The organism is Mycolicibacter sp. MU0102, from assembly GCF_963378105.1.
Classification (GTDB): domain Bacteria; phylum Actinomycetota; class Actinomycetes; order Mycobacteriales; family Mycobacteriaceae; genus Mycobacterium; species Mycobacterium holstebronense.
Window position 1 is genome coordinate 3683193 of record NZ_OY726398.1, and the last position, 19164, is coordinate 3702356.

The 19164-nt window shown below is 68.5% G+C and carries 19 protein-coding genes; 2 read left to right on the top strand and 17 right to left on the bottom strand.

Annotation, left to right across the window (positions count from 1 at the left end):
- Window positions 1–74: 74 nt before the first annotated feature.
- Both RCP37_RS17350 and RCP37_RS17355 read right to left on the bottom strand, forming a co-directional pair.
- Window positions 75–5054: a PE family protein gene (locus tag RCP37_RS17350; RefSeq protein ID WP_308484238.1), complete on the bottom strand. Its 4980-nt coding sequence runs from the start codon at window positions 5052–5054 to the stop codon at window positions 75–77.
- A 396-nt stretch (window positions 5055–5450) separates the two neighbouring features.
- Window positions 5451–5693: a hypothetical protein gene (locus RCP37_RS17355; RefSeq protein ID WP_308484239.1), complete on the bottom strand. Its 243-nt coding sequence runs from the start codon at window positions 5691–5693 to the stop codon at window positions 5451–5453.
- A 115-nt stretch (window positions 5694–5808) separates the two neighbouring features.
- On the opposite strand from RCP37_RS17355, the gene RCP37_RS17360 reads away from it, so the two are divergent.
- Window positions 5809–7041, top strand: a complete 1233-nt coding sequence (locus RCP37_RS17360) for a serine hydrolase domain-containing protein (protein WP_308484240.1) — start codon at window positions 5809–5811, stop codon at window positions 7039–7041.
- 3 nt (window positions 7042–7044) lie between these two features.
- On the opposite strand, the gene RCP37_RS17365 is transcribed toward RCP37_RS17360, so the two are convergent.
- The 13 genes from RCP37_RS17365 to RCP37_RS17425 form a co-directional block, all read right to left on the bottom strand.
- On the bottom strand, window positions 7045–7350 hold the full coding sequence (locus RCP37_RS17365; RefSeq protein WP_308484241.1) for a DUF732 domain-containing protein: 306 nt from the start codon (window positions 7348–7350) through the stop codon (window positions 7045–7047).
- 87 nt (window positions 7351–7437) lie between these two features.
- Window positions 7438–9210 (bottom strand): signal peptide peptidase SppA, encoded by a 1773-nt coding sequence (gene sppA / locus RCP37_RS17370; protein ID WP_308484242.1) that lies wholly within the window; start codon window positions 9208–9210, stop codon window positions 7438–7440.
- 133 nt (window positions 9211–9343) lie between these two features.
- Window positions 9344–9784, bottom strand: coding sequence for a 50S ribosomal protein L15 (rplO, locus tag RCP37_RS17375; RefSeq protein WP_308484243.1), 441 nt, complete (start codon window positions 9782–9784; stop codon window positions 9344–9346).
- Window positions 9781–9963 (bottom strand): 50S ribosomal protein L30, encoded by a 183-nt coding sequence (gene rpmD, locus RCP37_RS17380; protein WP_308484244.1) that lies wholly within the window; start codon window positions 9961–9963, stop codon window positions 9781–9783. The genes rplO and rpmD overlap by 4 nt, the downstream gene beginning before the upstream one ends.
- A 2-nt stretch (window positions 9964–9965) precedes the next feature.
- Window positions 9966–10661 (bottom strand): 30S ribosomal protein S5, encoded by a 696-nt coding sequence (gene rpsE / locus RCP37_RS17385; protein WP_105295603.1) that lies wholly within the window; start codon window positions 10659–10661, stop codon window positions 9966–9968.
- A 34-nt stretch (window positions 10662–10695) separates the two neighbouring features.
- A complete protein-coding gene (rplR, locus tag RCP37_RS17390) occupies window positions 10696–11103 on the bottom strand; it encodes a 50S ribosomal protein L18 (RefSeq protein ID WP_024440397.1) in 408 nt (135 codons plus the stop codon).
- Between the two features lie 2 nt (window positions 11104–11105).
- Window positions 11106–11645 carry a 50S ribosomal protein L6 gene (rplF, locus tag RCP37_RS17395; protein ID WP_024440398.1) on the bottom strand — a complete coding sequence of 180 codons (540 nt, stop codon included), beginning with the start codon at window positions 11643–11645 and terminating at the stop codon, window positions 11106–11108.
- 13 nt (window positions 11646–11658) lie between these two features.
- A complete protein-coding gene (gene rpsH / locus RCP37_RS17400) occupies window positions 11659–12057 on the bottom strand; it encodes a 30S ribosomal protein S8 (protein WP_013830245.1) in 399 nt (132 codons plus the stop codon).
- Between the two features lie 19 nt (window positions 12058–12076).
- Window positions 12077–12262 (bottom strand): type Z 30S ribosomal protein S14, encoded by a 186-nt coding sequence (locus RCP37_RS17405; RefSeq protein WP_024440399.1) that lies wholly within the window; start codon window positions 12260–12262, stop codon window positions 12077–12079.
- A 2-nt stretch (window positions 12263–12264) separates the two neighbouring features.
- Window positions 12265–12828 (bottom strand): 50S ribosomal protein L5, encoded by a 564-nt coding sequence (gene rplE / locus RCP37_RS17410; protein WP_308484245.1) that lies wholly within the window; start codon window positions 12826–12828, stop codon window positions 12265–12267.
- A 2-nt stretch (window positions 12829–12830) separates the two neighbouring features.
- Window positions 12831–13148: a 50S ribosomal protein L24 gene (rplX, locus tag RCP37_RS17415; RefSeq protein ID WP_046188192.1), complete on the bottom strand. Its 318-nt coding sequence runs from the start codon at window positions 13146–13148 to the stop codon at window positions 12831–12833.
- Window positions 13149–13517 (bottom strand): 50S ribosomal protein L14, encoded by a 369-nt coding sequence (gene rplN, locus RCP37_RS17420; protein ID WP_024440402.1) that lies wholly within the window; start codon window positions 13515–13517, stop codon window positions 13149–13151. It lies immediately after the preceding gene.
- A gap of 191 nt (window positions 13518–13708) precedes the next feature.
- Window positions 13709–14638: a DUF4436 domain-containing protein gene (locus RCP37_RS17425; protein ID WP_308484246.1), complete on the bottom strand. Its 930-nt coding sequence runs from the start codon at window positions 14636–14638 to the stop codon at window positions 13709–13711.
- Between the two features lie 177 nt (window positions 14639–14815).
- On the opposite strand from RCP37_RS17425, the gene pstS reads away from it, so the two are divergent.
- Complete coding sequence (pstS, locus tag RCP37_RS17430; protein WP_308484247.1) at window positions 14816–15934, top strand: phosphate ABC transporter substrate-binding protein PstS; 1119 nt, start codon at window positions 14816–14818, stop codon at window positions 15932–15934.
- Here pstS and RCP37_RS17435 read toward each other — a convergent pair.
- Both RCP37_RS17435 and RCP37_RS17440 read right to left on the bottom strand, forming a co-directional pair.
- Window positions 15895–16803, bottom strand: a complete 909-nt coding sequence (locus RCP37_RS17435) for a formylglycine-generating enzyme family protein (protein WP_308484248.1) — start codon at window positions 16801–16803, stop codon at window positions 15895–15897. The genes pstS and RCP37_RS17435 overlap by 40 nt on opposite strands.
- Window positions 16804–16807: 4 nt before the next feature.
- Window positions 16808–19156, bottom strand: a complete 2349-nt coding sequence (locus tag RCP37_RS17440; protein WP_308484249.1) for an arylsulfatase — start codon at window positions 19154–19156, stop codon at window positions 16808–16810.
- Between the last annotated feature and the right edge of the window lie 8 nt (window positions 19157–19164).

The following is a 19164-nucleotide window of genomic DNA, read 5'->3' on the forward strand; positions in this document are numbered from 1 at the left end:
GCCACCCCAACGACGATGGCCGCCGGTCCCGAAGGACCGACGGCCATCGTCGTGTTGCGTAGGTGGCCGCGCTATCAGCTCGGGGGAATGACCCCGCCACCCTTGCCACCCTCACCGGGCTGTCCAGGCGGGCCCGCCGTGCCGCCGCCGGCAGCCGCACCGCCACCGCCGGCCGGGCCACCTGGCCCGGCGGCTCCAGGACCACCCGGGGTGCCGTCGGCACCGTTGCCGCCGTCTTGACCTGCAGTGCCGTTGGGGTTGTTGGCCGCACCGCCCTTACCACCGAGGTTGCCGCCGGCCGCGTTTCCGCCGCTGCCGCCGTTACCGCCGCTGCCGCCGTTACCGCCGGCGCCACCGTTGGGGTTCGTCGCGCTGCCGTTGCCGCCGCTGGCACCGGCACCACCGGCACCACCGTCGCCGCCCCTGCTGCCGTTGCCGCCGGCACCACCCTGACCGCCGTTACCGCCGTTACCGGAGTTGCTGCCGCCGAGGCCGCCGTCGCCGCCCTTGCCGCCGTAGCCACCGTCGGCGCCGTTAGAGCCGTTGCCGCCGGTACCACCGGTGCCGCCGGCACCCGCCGACTGGCCAGGCGTATTGCCGGCGTCGGCGCCGGTCCCACCGGTGCCGCCGTTGCCGCCCTTGCCGCCGATTCCGGTGCCGTTGCTGCCGGTACCGCCGGTGCCGCCGTTGGGGTTGCCGGACTGATCGCCGTTGGTGCCCGTCGACCCGGTCCCGCCGGTCGTGCCGGGGCCGGTCGGGGCATTGGCGCCCTTACCAGCGTCACCGCCGTTACCGCCGTTTCCGTCAGCGCCGGCGTTGCCGCCCTTGCCGCCGTTGCCGCCGTACTGGCCGGTGCTGGTCGCGTCGGCACCCTTGCCGCCGTTCCCACCGTTACCGCCGGTTCCGGTCGACCCGGCCTTGCCGTCCGCGGCCTGGCTTCCGTCACCGCCGGTACCGCCCGTTCCGGCGGTCCCCGCGCTACCGCGGTCACCGCCGTCGCCGCCGTTGCCGCCGTGACCGCCGTGCGCACCGGTTCCGGTGGTGTTGGTCTGCGCCCCGTCGCCGCCGTTACCGCCGTTACCGGCATTGCCGGCGTTACCGGCATTGCCGCCCTTGCCACCAGCACCGGCGGAGCCGCTGCCATTGGCTCCGGTACCGGCCACGCCACCGTTGCCGCCGGCAGCACCGTTGCCACCGTTACCGCCGCTGCTGGCGTCGCCGCCCGCCGCGCCGTCGGGGTTCACACCGGAGCCGTTGCCGCCGGTGGTGCCGTTACTGCCGTGGCCGCCGTTGCCGCCGTTGCCACCGGCACCGCCGGCGCCACCGTTGCCGCCGACACCGGAGTTGGTGCCGCCGAGACCGCCCGCACCACCGTTGCCGCCGGCGGTGCCGTTGCCGCCGTTGGTGCCGTCGATGCTCGGGTCCGTGGAGTTGGTGCCGTTGGCGCCGTTGAAGCCGGTGCCGCCCGCGCCGCCGTTGCCACCGCGGCCATCGGGGCCGGCATTGCCGCCCTTGCCGCCGTCGCCGCCGGTCTGGTTCGCGTTGGTTGCCGAGCCGCCCTTGCCGCCGGCACCGCCGTCGCCGCCGGTGGCGTTGGCACCCGTGGAACCGTTGGCCGCCTGCGTGGTTCCGTCGCCGCTGGTGCCGCCCTGGCCGCCGGCTCCGGCCGTGCCGCGCACGCCGCCGTCGCCGCCGTCGCCACCGTTTCCGGCTTCCGTACCGACACCGCCGCCTAGGCCGGCGCCACCTGCGCCGCCGTTGCCGGCGTTACCGGCGTTGCCGCCCGCGCCGCCGATACCGCCATCGCCGGCATGCCCGTCTTTGCCGTCGGTGGCAGTGCCGCCGACGCCACCGTTGCCGCCGCTGCCGCCGGTGCCGCCGACACCGCCGTTACCGGCGTCGCCGCCGTCCGTACCGTTGCCGCCGGGCAGGGTGGCGTCGATACCGGCGGTGCCGTTGGCGCCGCTTCCGCCGATGCCGCCGACGCCACCGGCCCCGCCGACACCGCCGTTGCCGGCGTCACCGGAAGTGGTACCGCCCGCGCCGCCGGCGCCGCCATTGCCGCCCTGGCCGCCATCGCCGCCCAGGGTGCCGTTGCCGTTGCTGTCGGTCACGCCAGCCAGGCCGTTGGCGCCGGTACCGCCCGCGCCGCCGTCACCACCGGTGCCGATGGCCCCGGCGTTGCCGCCAGCACCGCCGTTGCCGCCGTTGGTTCCCGGAGCGGTGGCGTCGAAGCCGCGACCGCCGGTACCGCCATTACCGCCTGCGGTGGCGTCCGCTCCGGCAACGCCGTCAGTTCCGGCGGTACCGCCGCTGCCGCCGGTGCCGGCTCCGGCACCGGTGCCGCCCAGACCGGCCGCACCGCGGTTGCCGCCGTCGCCGCCCTTACCGCCGTCGGGATTGTCGGCGTCGCCGGCGGCACCGGTTCCGCCGTTGCCGGCGTTGCCGGCGTTTCCGCCATCGCCGGCGTTCCCACCGTCACCGTTGCTGCCGCCGTTGCCGTTGGTCGCGGTACCGGCATTGCCGCCCACGCCGCCATTGCCGCCCACGCCGCCGTTACCGCCATCGCCGGCGTTACCGCCCGCGCCGTCGTCGACGCCGGCCACCCCGGTTGCTCCGTCTTGGCCGGTACCACCGCTGCCGCCCGTTGCGCCGTCACCGCCGTTGCCGCCGTTGCCGGCGTTACCGGCCTGAGCGCCACCGCTACCGCCCGCGCCACCGGCACCACCGCTACCGCCGGCGCCGCCGATGCCACCGGATGCGCCCGGCACGTCGCCGTCGGCACCGACTGCGCCCAGCGCACCGCTACCGCCGGCTGCGCCGTTGCCGCCGTTGCCGATCAGGCCACCGTGGCCGCCGGCGCCGCCGGCGCCGCCGTCGGCGCCCGGGACGGCGTCCGGGTCGGCCGAGGCGTCATAACCCGCGCCGCCGTTACCGCCGTTGCCGTGAATGCCGGTGACTCCGGTCCCGGCCACACCGTCGAGACCGTTGACGCCGCTGGCCGGGTTGCCGCCGGTGCCGTGCACACCGGCGACGCCGGCGTTGCCCGCCGTACCGGGGTCGCCACCGTTGCCGCCCTTGCCGCCGTTGGGGTTTGCGGCGTTGCCGGCCGCGCCGTTGCCACCGTTGCCGGGGGTGTTGGCGTTGCCGCCGCTGCCGGCGTCGCCGCCGTTGCCGTTGAGGCCGACCACGCCGTTGTAGACGACGCCCGCGTTGCCACCGTTACCGCCGGCGCCACCGTCACCTCCGCTGCCGCCGCGGCCACCGTCCTGGCCGTCCTGGCCGGGGAGGATTCCGTCCGCGCCGTTGGCGCCGGCCCCGCCGCCGCCGCCGTCCGCGCCGTTGCCGCCGTTGCCGCCGTTGCCGGAGTTGCCGGCGTCGCGTCCGCCGTCACCGCCGTGTCCGCCTTGTCCGCCGTAACCGCCGACCTTGCCGTCCACACCGGCGTCGCCGGGGTTGGCGCCGTCGGCACCGGCGGCGCTGCCGCCGCCATGGCCGCCGTTACCTCCGTTGCCGCCGTCGCCGATTCGCCCTGCGGCGCCACCGCTTCCGGCGGCACCACCGTTCTGGCCCTGGCCGTCGGCCAGCACGCCGCCGTTGCCGCCATTGCCGCCGTGACCGCCGTTGCCACCACTGATGGCCACCGCGCCGTCCGCACCGGAGGCGGCCCGAGTGCCGTCGCTGTTGAGGCCACCGAGCCCGGCGATGCCGACGATGCCGCGGTCACCGCCGGCCCCACCGTTACCGCCGTCACCGGCGGACAGGCCGGTTCCGTCGTTGCCGCCATTACCACCGTTGCCGCCGTTACCGGCATTGCCGGCGTCGCCGGCGCTGCCGCCGGCCCCGGCCGCGCCCGCAGCGCCAGCGGGGTGGATGCCGAGGAAGCCGCCCGCACCGCCCTTACCGGCATTTCCACCGGCGCCGCCGTTGCCGCCGTTACCACCGTTACCGGCGTCCATGCCGTCTTGTCCGGGCAGGCCGCTGCTGACGCCGGCGCCACCGGCATTGGTGCCGTGCAGACCGTTCTGGCCATCACCACCGGCGCCACCGTCGCCGCCGATGCCACCGTTGCCGCCGTTGCCCGCGGCACCGAACAACAGGCCCGCCCGGCCGCCGGTACCACCGTTGCCGCCGATACCGCCGAAGCCGCCGTGATCACCGCTCGCCCCGAACGTGGCTCCGTCCGCGCCGTCGCCCCCGAAGCCACCGGCGCCACCCGCACCGCCGGCACCGCCGTTGCCGATGAAGATGGCCGCACCACCAGCGCCACCGAAACCACCAGCGCCGCCGCCGATTCCACCGAGGCCACCGGCGCCGCCGAAGCCGCCGTTGCCCAGCAGCCAGCCGCCGGCGCCACCGTCCCCGCCGTTACCGGCGTCGCCACCGGCAATGCCATCGAGTCCGGCGCCACCGGCGCCGCCATTGCCGATCAGTCCGGCGGCTCCACCGATCCCACCGTCAGCGTTGATGGCGTTACCGGCCACCCCGGCGCCACCGTCGCCGAACAGGAATCCACCGTCACCGAGGTTGCCGAAAAGGCCCGAGCTGCCCAGCAGCGAGTCGTTGACCCCGTCGAAGCCATCGATGCCGTTGCCGATCAGCACCCGGCCGAACAGGTCGACGAAGGGCTGGTTGACGAGGTTGAGCAGCGGTTCGGCGTAGCCCATCAGGTCTTGACTGACCGCGTACAAGGGCAGATAGATGTAGTTCTGGAATCCCGTGTAGAGCACGTGGTCCATCTCCGCCAGCCATGGGCCCAACGGCTGCGTGGGGTCGAAGGCGAAGATGCTGGAGTCGAACGCGGCACCCGCATCGAGGCCGGCGAAATAGTCATCCGACGATCCGGTGAACCACAGACCCGAGTCGGCCGACCAGGAGTCGAACATCTCCAGGATCGGCTGCATGATCAGGTCGTCGAAGTCCGCACGGGCGGACGGAGCGGTTGCCACCGGGCCCACCCCGAAAGCCAGGAACGCGCCGACTGCGCTTCCGGCGCCGGCCACCCGCCGGCCGCCACCACGGGCACTTTGCCGACGGTCACGACTCTTTTTCATGCCGAATCTCCCAATTTCTGAATTCGTTACCAAATGAATCGCCGGTTCGACGCGAATCCGCGAACCGCAATGCGATTTACCTGTGCCGCAAGGTAGCCGAGTTTGAGGTCACCGACGACTTGAAAATTAGGTATTTGCAGTGCCTCGTGCCGCGATAAACCCTGATTGACCTGAGAATTAGCCGAAATTGAGAGGTGCGCCATATGGGCGAAATCATGATTTGCTTACGGCTGTGACTGCCGCCACGCATTAGGTAATATTGCCTAGTCAACACCCATATTGAAATAGCGAAACCCTTGAAAAATGACTAATGGCCCTATCGGACGATCGCATGCATCGAAAATGGCAGCCCCTGGGGCCAGTTGCGGGACGGCAACGAGGGCACCGGCCCGACGCTTAGCCGCTGACGCTCAGCCCCGCCGCGGCGCTTCGCACGGCGTCCCCGATGACGCCGACGGCCTCCTCGGCCAGCGGCCGTGTGGGGTGCAGGCACAAGATGAGCTCGACGGCGCCGCGTGCGCCGAACACCGGCGCAGCGATGGTGGCGACGAAAGGTTCGCCGGCCGACGTGTCGTCGACAGCCGCACTCGTTGCCGCCGCGGCGAACTCGGCGTGCAGGCGGTTCAGAATCTGTCCCACCTGCGGGGTGCTGCTGTCATCGGCGATGGGTGACTGACGGGCCCGGTCACCCGAGGGCCCTGGCGAAATCGCAATTCGGCAATGGCCGGATGACCGGCAACGGTATAACCACCCCATGGTGCTCAAGGTCAAGGTTCCCCAAGATCTGATCGGCGGAGACGTCGATGCGGGCTACGGCAAGGTCGCCGATGCGTTTCGGGCCAACTTCGCAGCAGGCCGTGAGGTGGGCGCCGCGGTCTCGGTGTATCGCGACGGCGTCAAAGTCGTTGACCTGTGGGGCGGCTACCGCGATGGAGTTGCGCGTGCGACATGGCAACAGGACACCATGGTCAACGTCTTCTCCAGTACCAAGGGCGTGGCGGCCCTGGCCGTGGCACTGGCGGTCTCGCGGGGACTGTTCGGCTACGACGACAAGGTGGCAACCCACTGGCCGGAGTTCGCCCAGGCCGGCAAGGGTGACGTCACGGTCCGCCAACTGCTGGGCCATCAGGCCGGGCTGAGCTCGCTCAAGCCCGCACCCATGCTGGCCGATGTCGCCGCCCCGGATCGACTGGCGCCCATGCTCGCCGCGCAGAAACCGCTCTGGGCGCCCGGCACCCGGCACGGCTATCACGCGATCACGTTGGGCTGGTACGAATCCGAACTCATCCGTCGCACCGACCCCGCGGGTCGCACCCTGGGCCGGTTCTTCGCCGACGAAATCGCTCGGCCACTCGGGCTGAACCTGCACATCGGCCTGCCGACGTCGGTGACCCGCGATCAGGTGGCGGTGCTGCATCAATGGAAGCGCGCCGAGTCCCTGCTGCACCTCAATGTGATGCCGGCGGCCCTGGTGGCGGCGTCGTTCAACCCGTTCGGACTGCTGGGACGAGCGAGCTCCCTGCCGCGCGACATCAGACCCTGGGACGGCGACTACAACCGCGACGAGGTGCGCGCCGTGGAGATCCCGTCGGCCAACGGGATCGGTTCCGCTTCGGCGATCGCGCGGCTCTACGGCGCCGCGGCAACCGCAGATCCGGCGCTGCCGCTAAGCCCCGATGTGCACGACGAACTGACCGCGATGCCGGCACCACCGTCTCGCGGCGAACGCGACAAGGTTCTGGGCGTGGCGGTGGTGTTCTCGCTGGGGCTGTCCAAGCCGGCCTTCGCCTCCGCCTTCGGATCGTCGGACAGGGCTTATGGCACACCGGGTTTCGGAGGCTCTTTCGGATTCGCCGACCCCGACACCGGTATCGGCTATTCATATGTGATGAACCGCTTGGGTTTTCACCTCTACAGCGATCCTCGCGAACTCGCGCTGCGTCAGGCCTTGTTCCGCGACGTACTAGGCGCCCGGCTGCAGTCCTGACCCCTACATGTACTGGGGGCAGTAGTGCGCCGTGGAGATCGCGGCGAACTGGCCGGCCGTCTGAATGGTGAAGCCCGGGTTGGTGGTCTGCACCGCCACGACGGTGTCCATCGGTGACAGTCCCGCGTCCATCAGCTGACATACGGCGTGGCCGGCCGAGACGGTGGCATCGTCGTTGGCCCGGTGACTCAGTCCGGCACCGTTCAAGGTGGCCAGGAACTGTCCATCGATACCGGTCGGCGCGGCGTTGGCGGGAGCGGCCAGGCCGACCATCGCGCTCAGACCTGCCAGCAGCAGTAACCGTTTCATGGCTCTAAGCATGGGCGGCGTCGGTTAAAGACGTGTTACCGAGCTTTTACTGCCGCGAAGAGAATTGTTGATTCGAAGTTACGCGCTTTACCAGCGCGACTCCCCCATCCACAGCACGTGCGCACCGTTGATCGAGCGTTCGACCTGGTCGACGACCCCGGTCAGGGACCGCACCAGCAGGCCGCCGACCGCATCGGACAGCGCAGCCGCTGGTTGCGACGACTGGCGCGGCCGGACGAACTCCCACAACGACGAGCCGGGGTAGGACACGGTCCGCACCTGCGCGTCCGCGTCGAGCCCGGCCAGCACCTTGGCGCGGCGCACCGCCGTGCGCAGCCCGCCCAGCTCGTCGACCAGCCCGCGGTCGGCCGCGTCGGCACCGGTCCAGACCCGCCCGCGCGCCACCGCGTCCACCGCATCAGTGGACAGGTTGCGGCCTTGCGCCACCCGCGCCACGAAGTCGTTGTAGAACAGATCGGCTTCGGTCTCGACCTGCCCCTGCTGCTCGGCGGTGAACGGAGCGTTGATCGACCAGGCGTCGGCGTTGGCCCCGGTACGCACCGAGTCCGTCCCCACTCCGAGGCGATCCTTGAGCTCACGGGCGACCAGCTTGCCGGTCACCACCCCGATCGATCCGGTGATGGTGGCGGGATTGGCCACGATGGTGTCGGTGCCCGCGGAGATGTAGTACCCGCCGGAGGCCGCGACCGCACCCATCGAGGCCACCACCGGCTTGCCCGCTGCCCGGGCCTGCTGCACCGCTCGCCAGATGGTTTCGGACCCGGTGACCGAACCACCCGGGCTGTCCACCCGCAGCACGATTGCGGCGACCTCATCATCGGCCGCGGCCTCACGCAGCGCGGCGGCGATCGTATCGCCACCGACATTGCGGTTGCCCAGCGGCGACAGCTGCGGCCCGCCCGAGCCACTGACGATCGCCCCGGACACCGTCACCACCGCGACCGCCGGCTTGGGTTTGCGTCCTGGCAGGGTTGGTCCCGACCCGCCGGCCGTGGCGTGGGCATAGCGCCCCAGGAACAGCCGCGGGGGTGCGCCGTCGTCGTCGGCGTCGGTGGTGTCCTCGGCTCCGGCCAATGCGGCGATCCGGTTGTAGGCCTCGTCGCGGAATCCGATCCGGTCGATCAGGCCCGAGGCCACCGCGTCGTCACGCAGCAGCGGTGCTTTGTCGGCCAGACCATCGACGGCATCGGCATCAAGCTTGCGGGACTCGGCGACGGCCGCGCGTACCTGAGCGTGCAGGCTCTCCACCAACGCGGTGTCGGCCTCACGGTGCGCGTCGGTGTAGGAGTCCTGGGTGAACAGGTTGGCCGCCGACTTATATTCGCCGCGGGCCACGAACTGCGCCTCGATGCCGGCCTTGCCCAGCGCACTGCGCAGGAAGGTCGCATTGGTGGCGAAACCGATCAGCCCGACCGTCCCCGACGGCTGCATCCAGACCTCGCCGAACGCCGAAGCCAGGTAGTACGACAGCGTGCCCGGGTAGGTTTCGGCCCACGCCAGCGATGGTTTGACGGCGGAGAACTCGGCGATCGCCGCCCGCAGCTCCTGCACCGGCCCGGCGGCCGCCGACGACAGCTGCACGCGGGCAATCAATCCCGCGACGCGCGGGTCTTCGGCGGCACGGTGGATCGCGGCGACCACCTCACGCAGCACCGGCGGCCGGCCACCGGATCGGATCAGGGCCAGCGGGTCGAAAGCCCCGGTCTCGTGGGGCAGCTCCTGCAGGTCGAGTTCGAGGATGACACCGTCGGGCACGCCGTGGTGCCGGGCGGTGTCGATACGCCGCGCGACGCCGCGCAGGTCGTCCAGGCCGGGCACGCCGGTCAGCAAGGAGAACATGATTTTGAGCCTACCGGCGCCGCCCGACATGACCGGAGCGCACGGCGGGCCGGCGTATCTGCCCCCAGATGCAGAATCGCACCCCACCTGCTGGTGGAGTGCGATTCTGTAGCTTCTCGCGGCGGGACAAGCCCTACAGCTCGGTGGCGGTGCCTCCGGCTGCGGTGATCTGGTCCCGGGCGCTGCCGCTGAACTTGTGGGCGGTGACGTCGACCTTGACGGTCAGCTTTCCGTCGCCGAGCACCTTGACCAGCGTGTTCTTCCGAACGGCACCCTTGGCGACCAGCTCGTCGAGGCCGATGGTGCCACCCTCCGGGAACAACCGGTTGATGTCGCCGACGTTGACAACCTCGTACTCGGTACGGAACCGGTTACGGAAGCCCTTCAGCTTGGGCAGCCGCATGTGGATCGGCATCTGCCCACCCTCGAACCGGACCGGCACGTTCTTGCGTGCCTTGGTGCCCTTGGTACCGCGGCCCGCGGTCTTACCCTTGGAACCCTCACCACGACCGACGCGGGTCTTCTTGGTGTTCGACCCGGGCGCAGGGCGCAGGTCGTGCAGCTTGATGGTCATTCTGCTTCCTCCACTTGCACGAGGTGGTGAACAACCCGGATCAGCCCACGGGTCTGCGGGTTGTCCTCACGCACCACCGACTGGCGGATCTTGCGCAGGCCCAGGGTGCGCAGGCTCTCGCGCTGCTTCCAGCGTGCACCGATGATGCCGCGGACCTGGGTGATCTTCAGGTTAGCCATGATTACGCCGTGCCTTCCCGCGCCGCGGCGGCAGCCAGAGCTTCGCTCTCGCGACGAGCCTTGAGCATCGCGGCCGGCGCAACGTCTTCGATGGGCAGGCCACGACGGGCCGCCACCTCTTCGGGACGCTGCAGCATCTTCAGCGCGGCAACGGTGGCGTGCACCACGTTGATCGCGTTGTCGCTGCCCAGCGACTTGGACAGGATGTCGTGCACGCCCGCGCATTCCAGCACGGCACGCACCGCGCCGCCGGCGATCACACCGGTACCCGGGCTGGCCGGACGCAGGAAAACCACACCGGCGGCGGCTTCACCCTGCACCGGGTGAGTGATGGTTCCACCGATCAGCGGCACCCGGAAGAAGCCCTTGCGAGCCTCCTCCACGCCCTTGGCGATCGCGGCAGGCACTTCCTTGGCCTTGCCGTAGCCGACGCCGACCAGGCCGTGGCCGTCACCGACGATCACCAAGGCGGTGAAGCTGAACCGGCGGCCACCCTTGACCACCTTGGACACCCGGTTGATCGCGACGACGCGCTCCAGGTAGTTGCTCTTGTCGCCGTCCCGGTTGTCACGGCCGCCGCGGCCGCCATCGCGGCCACCACGTCCACCGCGGTTGTCACGGTTGTCGCGCCCGTCACTGCGGGGGGCACTGCCCGTGTCGGGACCTGCCGAAGAGGCCCCTGTCGGCTGCTCCGCCATCATGCGGTCCTTCCAGTCATCTTCACGTCAGTCATCAGAAGTTCAATCCGCCCTCGCGGGCCGCGTCAGCCAGCGCAGCGATGCGTCCACCGTAGGTGTAGCCACCGCGGTCGAACACCACGTTCTCGACGCCGGCGGCCTTGGCACGCTCAGCGATCAGCTGGCCGACCCGCACACTGTGGGCCTTCTTGTCGCCGTCCACACCCCGCACGTCGGCCTCGATCGAGGACGCCGCAGCCACCGTGTGACCAGCGAGGTCGTCGACCAGCTGGACGTGGATGTGCCGCGAGGAGCGGTGCACGACCAAGCGGGGACGCTCGGCGGTGCCGGACACCTTCTTGCGCAGCCGCGCGTGCCGACGAATCCGGTGCGCACGCCGAACCTCGGAGATGTTCTGCCCGACGGGTTTGCGGTCCGGGGTGCCTGTTTGTGATTGCGCCATGACTACTTACCTGTCTTTCCGACCTTGCGGCGAACCTGCTCACCCTCGTAGCGCACACCCTTGCCCTTGTAGGGGTCGGGGCGACGCAGACGGCGGATGTTCGCCGAGATCTGGCCGACCTTCTGCTTGTCGATGCCCGAGACCGAGAACTTGGTGGGCGTCTCCACCGCGAAGGTGATGCCTTCCGGAGCCTTGATCAGCACCGGGTGGCTGTAGCCCAGCGCGAACTCCAGGTCGCTGCCCTTGAGCGCGACGCGGTAGCCGACGCCGAAGATCTCCATCTTGCGGACGTAGCCCTCCGACACACCGGTGACCAGGTTGGCCAACAGGGTGCGGCTCAGGCCGTGCAACGACCGGTTGCGCCGGTCGTCGTCCGGCCGGGTCACCACGAGGGCGCCGTCATCGTTGCGAGCAACGTTGATCGGCTCCGCCACGGCGAGCTCCAGGGTGCCCTTGGGCCCCTTGACCGATACGTTCTGACCATCAATGGTCACGTCGACCCCGGCGGGAACCGGGACCGGCTGCTTACCAATACGCGACATGTCTGCTACTCCCTCACCACACGTACGCGAGGACTTCGCCGCCCACGCCCTGCCTGGCCGCCTGACGGTCGGTGAGCAGACCCGAGGACGTGGAGATGATCGCCACGCCCAGGCCGCCGAGCACCCGTGGCAGGTTGGTCGACTTTGCGTAGACCCGCAGGCCCGGCTTGGACACCCGGCGCAGACCGGCGAGGCTGCGCTCCCGGTTCGGGCCGTACTTGAGGTTGACCACCAGCGCCTTGCCCACCCGGGCGTCTTCGACGTGGTAGTCGGTGATGTAACCCTCGCGCTTGAGGATCTCGGCGATGTTCGCCTTGATCTTCGAGTGCGGCAAGGTCACCTCGTCGTGGTACGCCGAGTTGGCGTTACGCAGACGGGTCAGGAAGTCCGCGATCGGATCCGTCATAGTCATTTAGGCTGCTCCTCCACCCTCACCAGCTGCTCTTCTGCACACCGGGCAGCTCGCCGGCGTGCGCCATTTCGCGCAGGCAGATTCGGCACAGGCCGAACTTCCGGAGCACCGCGCGCGGGCGGCCGCACTTGTTGCAGCGGGTGTAGGCGCGCACCGCAAACTTGGGCTTGCGGGCCGCCTTAATAACCAACGCCTTCTTAGCCATGGTCAGTTCTCCTTGAACGGAAAGCCGAGAGCCCGCAGTAGCGCTCGTCCTTCGTCGTCGTTGGTCGCCGAAGTGACGACGGTGATGTTCATCCCCCGCGGGCGGTCGATGGAGTCCACGTCGATCTCGTGGAACATCGACTGCTCGGCCAGCCCGAAGGTGTAGTTGCCGGAACCGTCGAACTGCTTGGCCGACAGTCCGCGGAAGTCGCGGATACGCGGCAGAGCGATCGAGGTGAGCCGGTCCAGGAACTCCCACATCCGGTCACCACGCAGGGTGACCCGGGCACCGATCGGCATGCCCTCGCGCAGCTTGAACTGCGCGATGGACAGGCGGGCCTTACGGATCTCCGGCTTCTGGCCGGTGATCGCGGCCAGGTCGGTGACCGCGTTGTTGATCAGCTTGGCGTCCCGGGCGGCTTCGCCAACACCCATGTTCACCACGACCTTCACCACGCCCGGGATCTGCATCACGTTGGCGTAGTTGAACTCTTTGTTCAGCGCGTCCCGGATCTCCTCGCGGTAGCGCACCTTCAGCCGAGGCTGGGTCTTCTCTGCAGTCGTCATCTCTAGATGTCCTTGCCGTTGCGCTTGGAGACGCGAACCTTCTTGCCGGACTCGGCGTCCACCCGGTAACCGATCCGAGTGGGCTGTCCGTCGGAGTCGACGACCATCACGTTGGAGACGTGGATCGGGGCCTCTTGGGTGACGATTCCGCCCGAGGAGGCACCGGCCTGGTTGGCCGAGTTCGCGACGTGCTTCTTGATCCGATTGACACCCTGGACCAGCACGCGGTTGCGGGTGGGGAAAGCCTGCAGGACCTTGCCCTTGGCGCCCTTGTCCTTGCCGGCGATGATCAGGACGGTGTCGCCCTTATGGACCTTCATCTACAACACCTCCGGTGCCAGCGAGACGATCTTCATGAACTTCTTCTCGCGCAGCTCGCGACCGACCGGCCCGAAGATGCGGGTTCCGCGCGGGTCGTTGTCGGCCTTGATGATCACGGCCGCGTTCTCGTCGAACTTGATGTAGCTGCCGTCGGCGCGGCGACGCTCCTTGACGGTGCGCACCACGACGGCCTTGACGACATCACCCCGCTTGACGTTGCCGCCCGGGATGGCGTCTTTGACGGTTGCGACGATGACATCACCGATGCCTGCGTATCGCCGCGACGAGCCGCCGAGCACCCGGATGCACAAGATCTCCTTGGCGCCGGTGTTGTCGGCGACCTTCAACCGCGATTCCTGCTGAATCACCAGATCTCCTAAATTTTCGAGTCGACGCCCGGCACGCCAAGTGGCATGCCGGATTCTCCCCGGTAGTGCATTGTCTTCTTCATTGCCGAAGTGCACGCAGGGCCAGCTTGCGCTAGCCGAGGTCTGCTGACGGCAACCCCTAGAGCTTAGGCGACGGAACCCCCAACACCAAATTGCTGGCCAAGCCGGGCTCAGTCGTCCCCTTGCCGCACCCAGGCGTAGATGAACAGACCCATCGCCGCCGCCAGCGCGATCAACACCCACTGGACAATTGCCTGGTCAATCCAGGAGCCCGGCGGCGGGGCGCCGGGGAGGATGTTGCGCAGCGGGATGATCGCGAACAGATTCGCGGCATACCAGGTAGCGAATGGGGGCAGAAATTTCCGCCGGCCCATCGCCATCGGCACGGCCACGATCAGAGCCAGGGTGGGCAGGCTGATCAGAACCAGGCAGATTCCGAGGTCGAAAATCAGCGGCCCCCGAGCGCGCTGGATCTTCACCACCACCGCGGCATCGGCATCGCCTCGCTGGTTTCGGGTCCGGCTGGCGTCATGCACCCGGGCGACGCTGGCGTCCCAGCCGTCGAGCGATCCGGTGACCTCCACTCGGGCGGGGATCCGTTTGCGGTCTTCACCGGTCCCGACGAACACATCTGCCGACAGCTCTTCGGTGGTGTAGGTGTCGAAGGGCCAGTTTCCCGGGGCGCCGTACGCCTCGATGGTCGTGCTGACCCGCGCCGGCGCGTCCCCCGCGGGAAAATGCAGGTCCCCCAAGTCATTCGGGGGATACAACCGCACCGCAAGCTCGGTGTTCAGTACATCGAACCGCTTGTCGTACAACGACTCTCCGGGATGAACGAGAACATCGACCGCGAGTCGGTTGGCTACCGGGTTCAGCTCGTGAAGCCGCACCTGCACGATGGTGTCCTGCGGGTTCGCCGTGCTCAGGTCGAGCGGCGGGAGCGGACTGTCCGATCCCTGCAACGCGTGAACACCGAACAGCGATGACACGTAGGCCACCACGATCGCGACCAGGATCACCGCGCCGGTCAAGTAGCGCGGTCGTTGGCGCCGCTTCGCCGCCGCAGTGCCGGCCGCGCCTGATTGGGGCTCAGTGGTCATCGGCAGTCAGGGTAGCGAACCGCGGAGCCGGCCGCGCCGAGCAGAAGATGTCCCCAAACATGCTGGCCGGCAAGCGTATCGGAATCCGATCTAACTCGCTCAGACGTCACTCTCCGCCCGCACCCCGTTTACCTACTGTTCGACAATATGCGAGTTTCGGTTGTTATACACACGGCCATGAATCGTTTTCGGGCTGTCGCAACCCGAACGCCGGCCGTGGCCGCCGGCATCCTGCTCGCTGCGGGCCTGACACTGTCGGCGTGCTCCGTGCCCCATATGACACTGGCGTACGCCAGTGAACTCGTGACGTGCGGGGGCAAAACAGATCTGAAAGCCAGCGGTTCGACCGCGCAGGCGCACGCGATGGCCGAGTTCGTCGGTGTCTATCGCTCCGCCTGTGTCGATCGCACGCTCGACTACACCGCCAACGGTTCGGGCGCCGGCATCGCCGACTTCCTGGCCGGGGACACCGATCTCGCGGCGTCCGATTCGCCGCTGAACGCTGAGCAGCGGACGTTGGCCAAGCAGCGCTGCGGCGGTGCGGACGCGTGGCACCTGCCGATTGTGTTCGGGCCGATGGCTATCACCTATAACCTTCATGAGGTCGAATCGCTGGTACTCGACGCTCCCACCATCGCCAAGATCTTCAACGGCAGCATCAGCCGTTGGGACGATCCGGACCTCGTCGCACTCAACGGGCCCATGCCGGCTCAGGACATCCGCGTCGTGTACCGCAGCGACTTGTCCGGCAGCACCGAGAACTTCCAGGCCTACCTGCGGGCCGCATCCGGCGGAGTCTGGGCCACCGAGGCGGACAAGACGTTCAACGGTGGCGTCGGTATCGGCGCCAAGGGCAACGAGGGCACCGCGGCGCTGGTACGCACCACCGAGGGTTCAATTAGCTACAACGAGTTGGCTTTTGCCATGGACCAGGGACTTTTCGCCGCCGAGATCAAGACCCCGGCCAGCCGCAAGTCCAAACGCCCGGTACGCATCGGCACCGACTCGGTCGGCAAAACCATCGCCGGCGCGAAGATCACCGGAACCGGCAATGATCTCGTGGTCGACATCTCGTCGTTCTACAACCCGACCCAGGGCGACGTGTATCCGATCGTGTTGGCCGGCTACGAGATCGTCTGCTCGAAATATCCCGACCCGATCGTGGGTCAGGCGGTCAAGGGTTTCCTGCAGGCGGCCGCCGGCCTGGGCCAGTCCAACCTCAACAAGCAGGGCTATATCCCGCTGCCCCCCGACTTTCAATCGCGGGTCTGGACCGCGATCGACGCCATCTCCTGATCGGTCGCGCAACGAAATCCGATATGGCTCGTTGCCGTGTCCTGTGACTGCGGGGACCGGGCCGCGGGGCGATAGCGGTGGCAGTACTCCGGCGCGCACAGATGCGAGCCACCTTTGAGGGTCTGGCTGATGTCGGGGTGCGCGGGGCCGGCCGGCGCGCAACAGGCCTTCGGCTGCGCTGGCCGGTCCTGGAGTCGATGGTGGGCCGAGAACTCGGTGGTCGTCCACTCCCAGACGTTGCCGATCATGTCGAGTAGCCCCCAGGCGTTCGGCGGAAACGTTCCCACCGGTGACGTCCCGGCCCAGCCCAGTGCGCCGTCGTTGCGGTAGGGAAAGTCGCCCTGCCAGGTGTTGGCCAGCAACGCACCGCCCGGCCTCTCCTCCTCGCCCCACGCATACGTGCTCACGCTGCCGGCCCGGGCGGCGTACTCCCATTCGGCCTCGGTCGGCAACCGCCGCCTGGCCCATCGGGCAAAAGCCGCCGCGTCGGGATAGGCCACCTGGACCACCGGGTGATCCGGTTTATCCTCGACGGTGCTTTCCGGTCCGAACGGGTGCCGCCAGCTGGCGCCGGGGATCCATCGCCACCACTGCCGCCAGTCGCGCAGGTCGACCGGCCCGTCAGTGGGATGAAACACCAGGGCGCCCGGTTCGGCGTCGCCGTACAGTGCCGGATCGAGTTCCTGCTCGGCGAGGGTCACGTAGCCGGTAGCGTCGACGAACGCGCCGTACTGCGCGTTGGTCACTGGATGACGCTCCAGCGCGAACGGCTGCACCGCCACGCTGTGGATGGGCGCCTCTTCGGGATAGAAACTCGTCGAACCCATCCGGAAAACCCCGGCCGGGATCTCGACGAGGTCCGTCAACATCACATCAGTCCCGCGAGAATGCAGCAGCGATAGTCTTTTTCACATCCAGGTACGGCTCACCGCTGACATCCACGGCGACGTCCGCGATGGTCCCGCCGGTGAAGGCGAACGGAGCACGGTACGCCGACGACACCGCCTGGCCGGTATTGCGCCCGACGCTGACTCCACCTCCGGCCAACGCGAAGGCACCCGGCTGGGCGACCATGTCGGGCAGGGTGGCGACTACTTCGTCGTCGATGTACAGCGCGGCCGAGCCGAGAGGCGTGTGACTGCCCTCGACCGTTCCGGTGCGCTCGAATCGGACGCCGAAAATATGCTGCCCCAACGGAACCGGGCCGGGCGAGGACAGCCACTGTTCGCGCTCGCCGAGGAAGTTGTAGACGTAGTGCAGTTTGCCGCCCTGAACGAACAGCGCATGACCGCCGTGTCGGGCACCCTGCTTGAACAGCAGCCCCTCCGCAGCAGTGGAATCCACCGTAACGCGGGCCAACACCGAGAAGGATCGACCGCGAAGCTCCACGCACGCCCCCAACGGCACCTCAGCGGTGTTCGGGTAATAGGTGTAACCGGTACGGTCGCCGGCCAGGTACGGCCGCTGGCGGGTGGTCATCTCGAAGATATTCAAGTCCGCCAACGGCAGACCGTTGTACTTCTCGGCCTCGGCGAACCACATCGCCTGGAGTTCTTGGACTTTGTCCGGATGCTCAGCGGCCAGGTCGTGGCACTGACTGCGGTCCTCGGCGAGGTGGTAGAGCTCCCACCGGTCGTCGTCGAAGTGACTCCAGCCCGACGGGGTTGCCGCGTGCACTGTGTTGGCGAACCAGCCACGGTGCCAGATCCCGCGGGTGCCCAGCATCGTATAGAACTGGGTGTGCTTGCCGGTATCAGCGGCCGGGTCAATCAGCGCCGCTTTGAAACTCACACCTTCCAGCGGCCGCTGGGCAATACCGCGCACAGTTTCCGGCGGTGTGATGCCGAGCAGGTCGTAGACCGTCGGGGTCACGTCGCACACGTTGACATAGGTGTCGCGCACCTCGCCGCGCGCGGCGATTCCCTTGGGCCAGCTGACGATCGCGGGGTCGGCGATGCCGCCTTCATGGGAGGCATAGCGCTTGTAGAGCTTGTAGGGCGTGTTGAACGCCATCGCCCACCCGACCGGGTAGTGGTTGTAGGTTTCCGGACTGCCCAGCTCATCGAAGAGTTTCATCGCCTCTTCGACGGAGTCGATGTAGCCGTTGAAGAACTTGTTCTCGTTGGGCGACCCGTTCGGACCGCCCTCGCCGCTGGCTCCGTTGTCGGAGATCACCACGACGATGGTGTTGTCGAGTTGCCCCGACTCTTCCAGGTAATCCAAGATCCGCCCGATCTGGGCGTCGGTGTAAGTCTGGAAACCCGCGAACACCTCAGCCATCCGAGCGAACAGACGCTTCTCGGAGTCATCGAGACCGTCCCACGGACGGACCATGTCCAGCAGTGGCCAGGGCTGGCCGTCGGCACTGGTGACGCCCGCGTACGGGTTGACCTCGGACAGCTCAGTGTCTTCCGGCACCAACCCCAGCTTCTTCTGGTTAGCCAGCACGATCTCTCGGTACTGTTCGTAGCCCATGTCGAAACGCCCGGCATAGCGGTCGGCCCATTCGGCGAACACATGGTGCGGGGCGTGGCCGGCACCCGGGCAGACGTAGCCGAACCAGGGCTTTCCGGGCGCGATGGTCTGCGCATCGCGGATGAATTCGATTGTCTTGTCGGCGATGTCCTTGGACAGGTGATAGCCGTCCTCCGGCGTGGCCGGCGGCGCGACTGGGTGGTTGTCATAGACCAGGTCCGGGTACCACTGGTTGGTCTCACCTCCCATGAAGCCGTAGAACCGTTCGAATCCGCGCTGGGTGGGCCAGTGCCGTCGGGCGCCGGCCATGTTGGACTCTTCCAGCGGGGTCAGGTGCCACTTGCCGACGCAGAAGGTGTTCCAGCCCTGTTCGGCGAGAACCTCACTGAGCAGGGCGGTTTCGAAGGGGATGCGTCCGCTGCAGTTGGGGAAGCCGTCGGTGAACTCTTCGATGGTGGCCATGCCGACGCTGGTGGCGTTACGTCCGGTCAGCAGCGAGGCCCTGGTCGGGGAGCACAGGGCGGTGGTGTGGAACTGGGACAGTCGGACACCGCGCTCGGCGATCCGACTCATCGTGGGCATCTCCACCAACCCGCCGAAGCAGTCCCAGGTGGCGATGCCGGTGTCGTCCCAGACCAGGTACAGCACGTTGGGCGCGCCTTCGGGGGCGGTCGGCGCCGCGAACGGCCCCCAGTCCGGTTCGGAATCCCGGATATCGAGACTGACCTTGCCCGTGAATTCCACCATTGCTCACT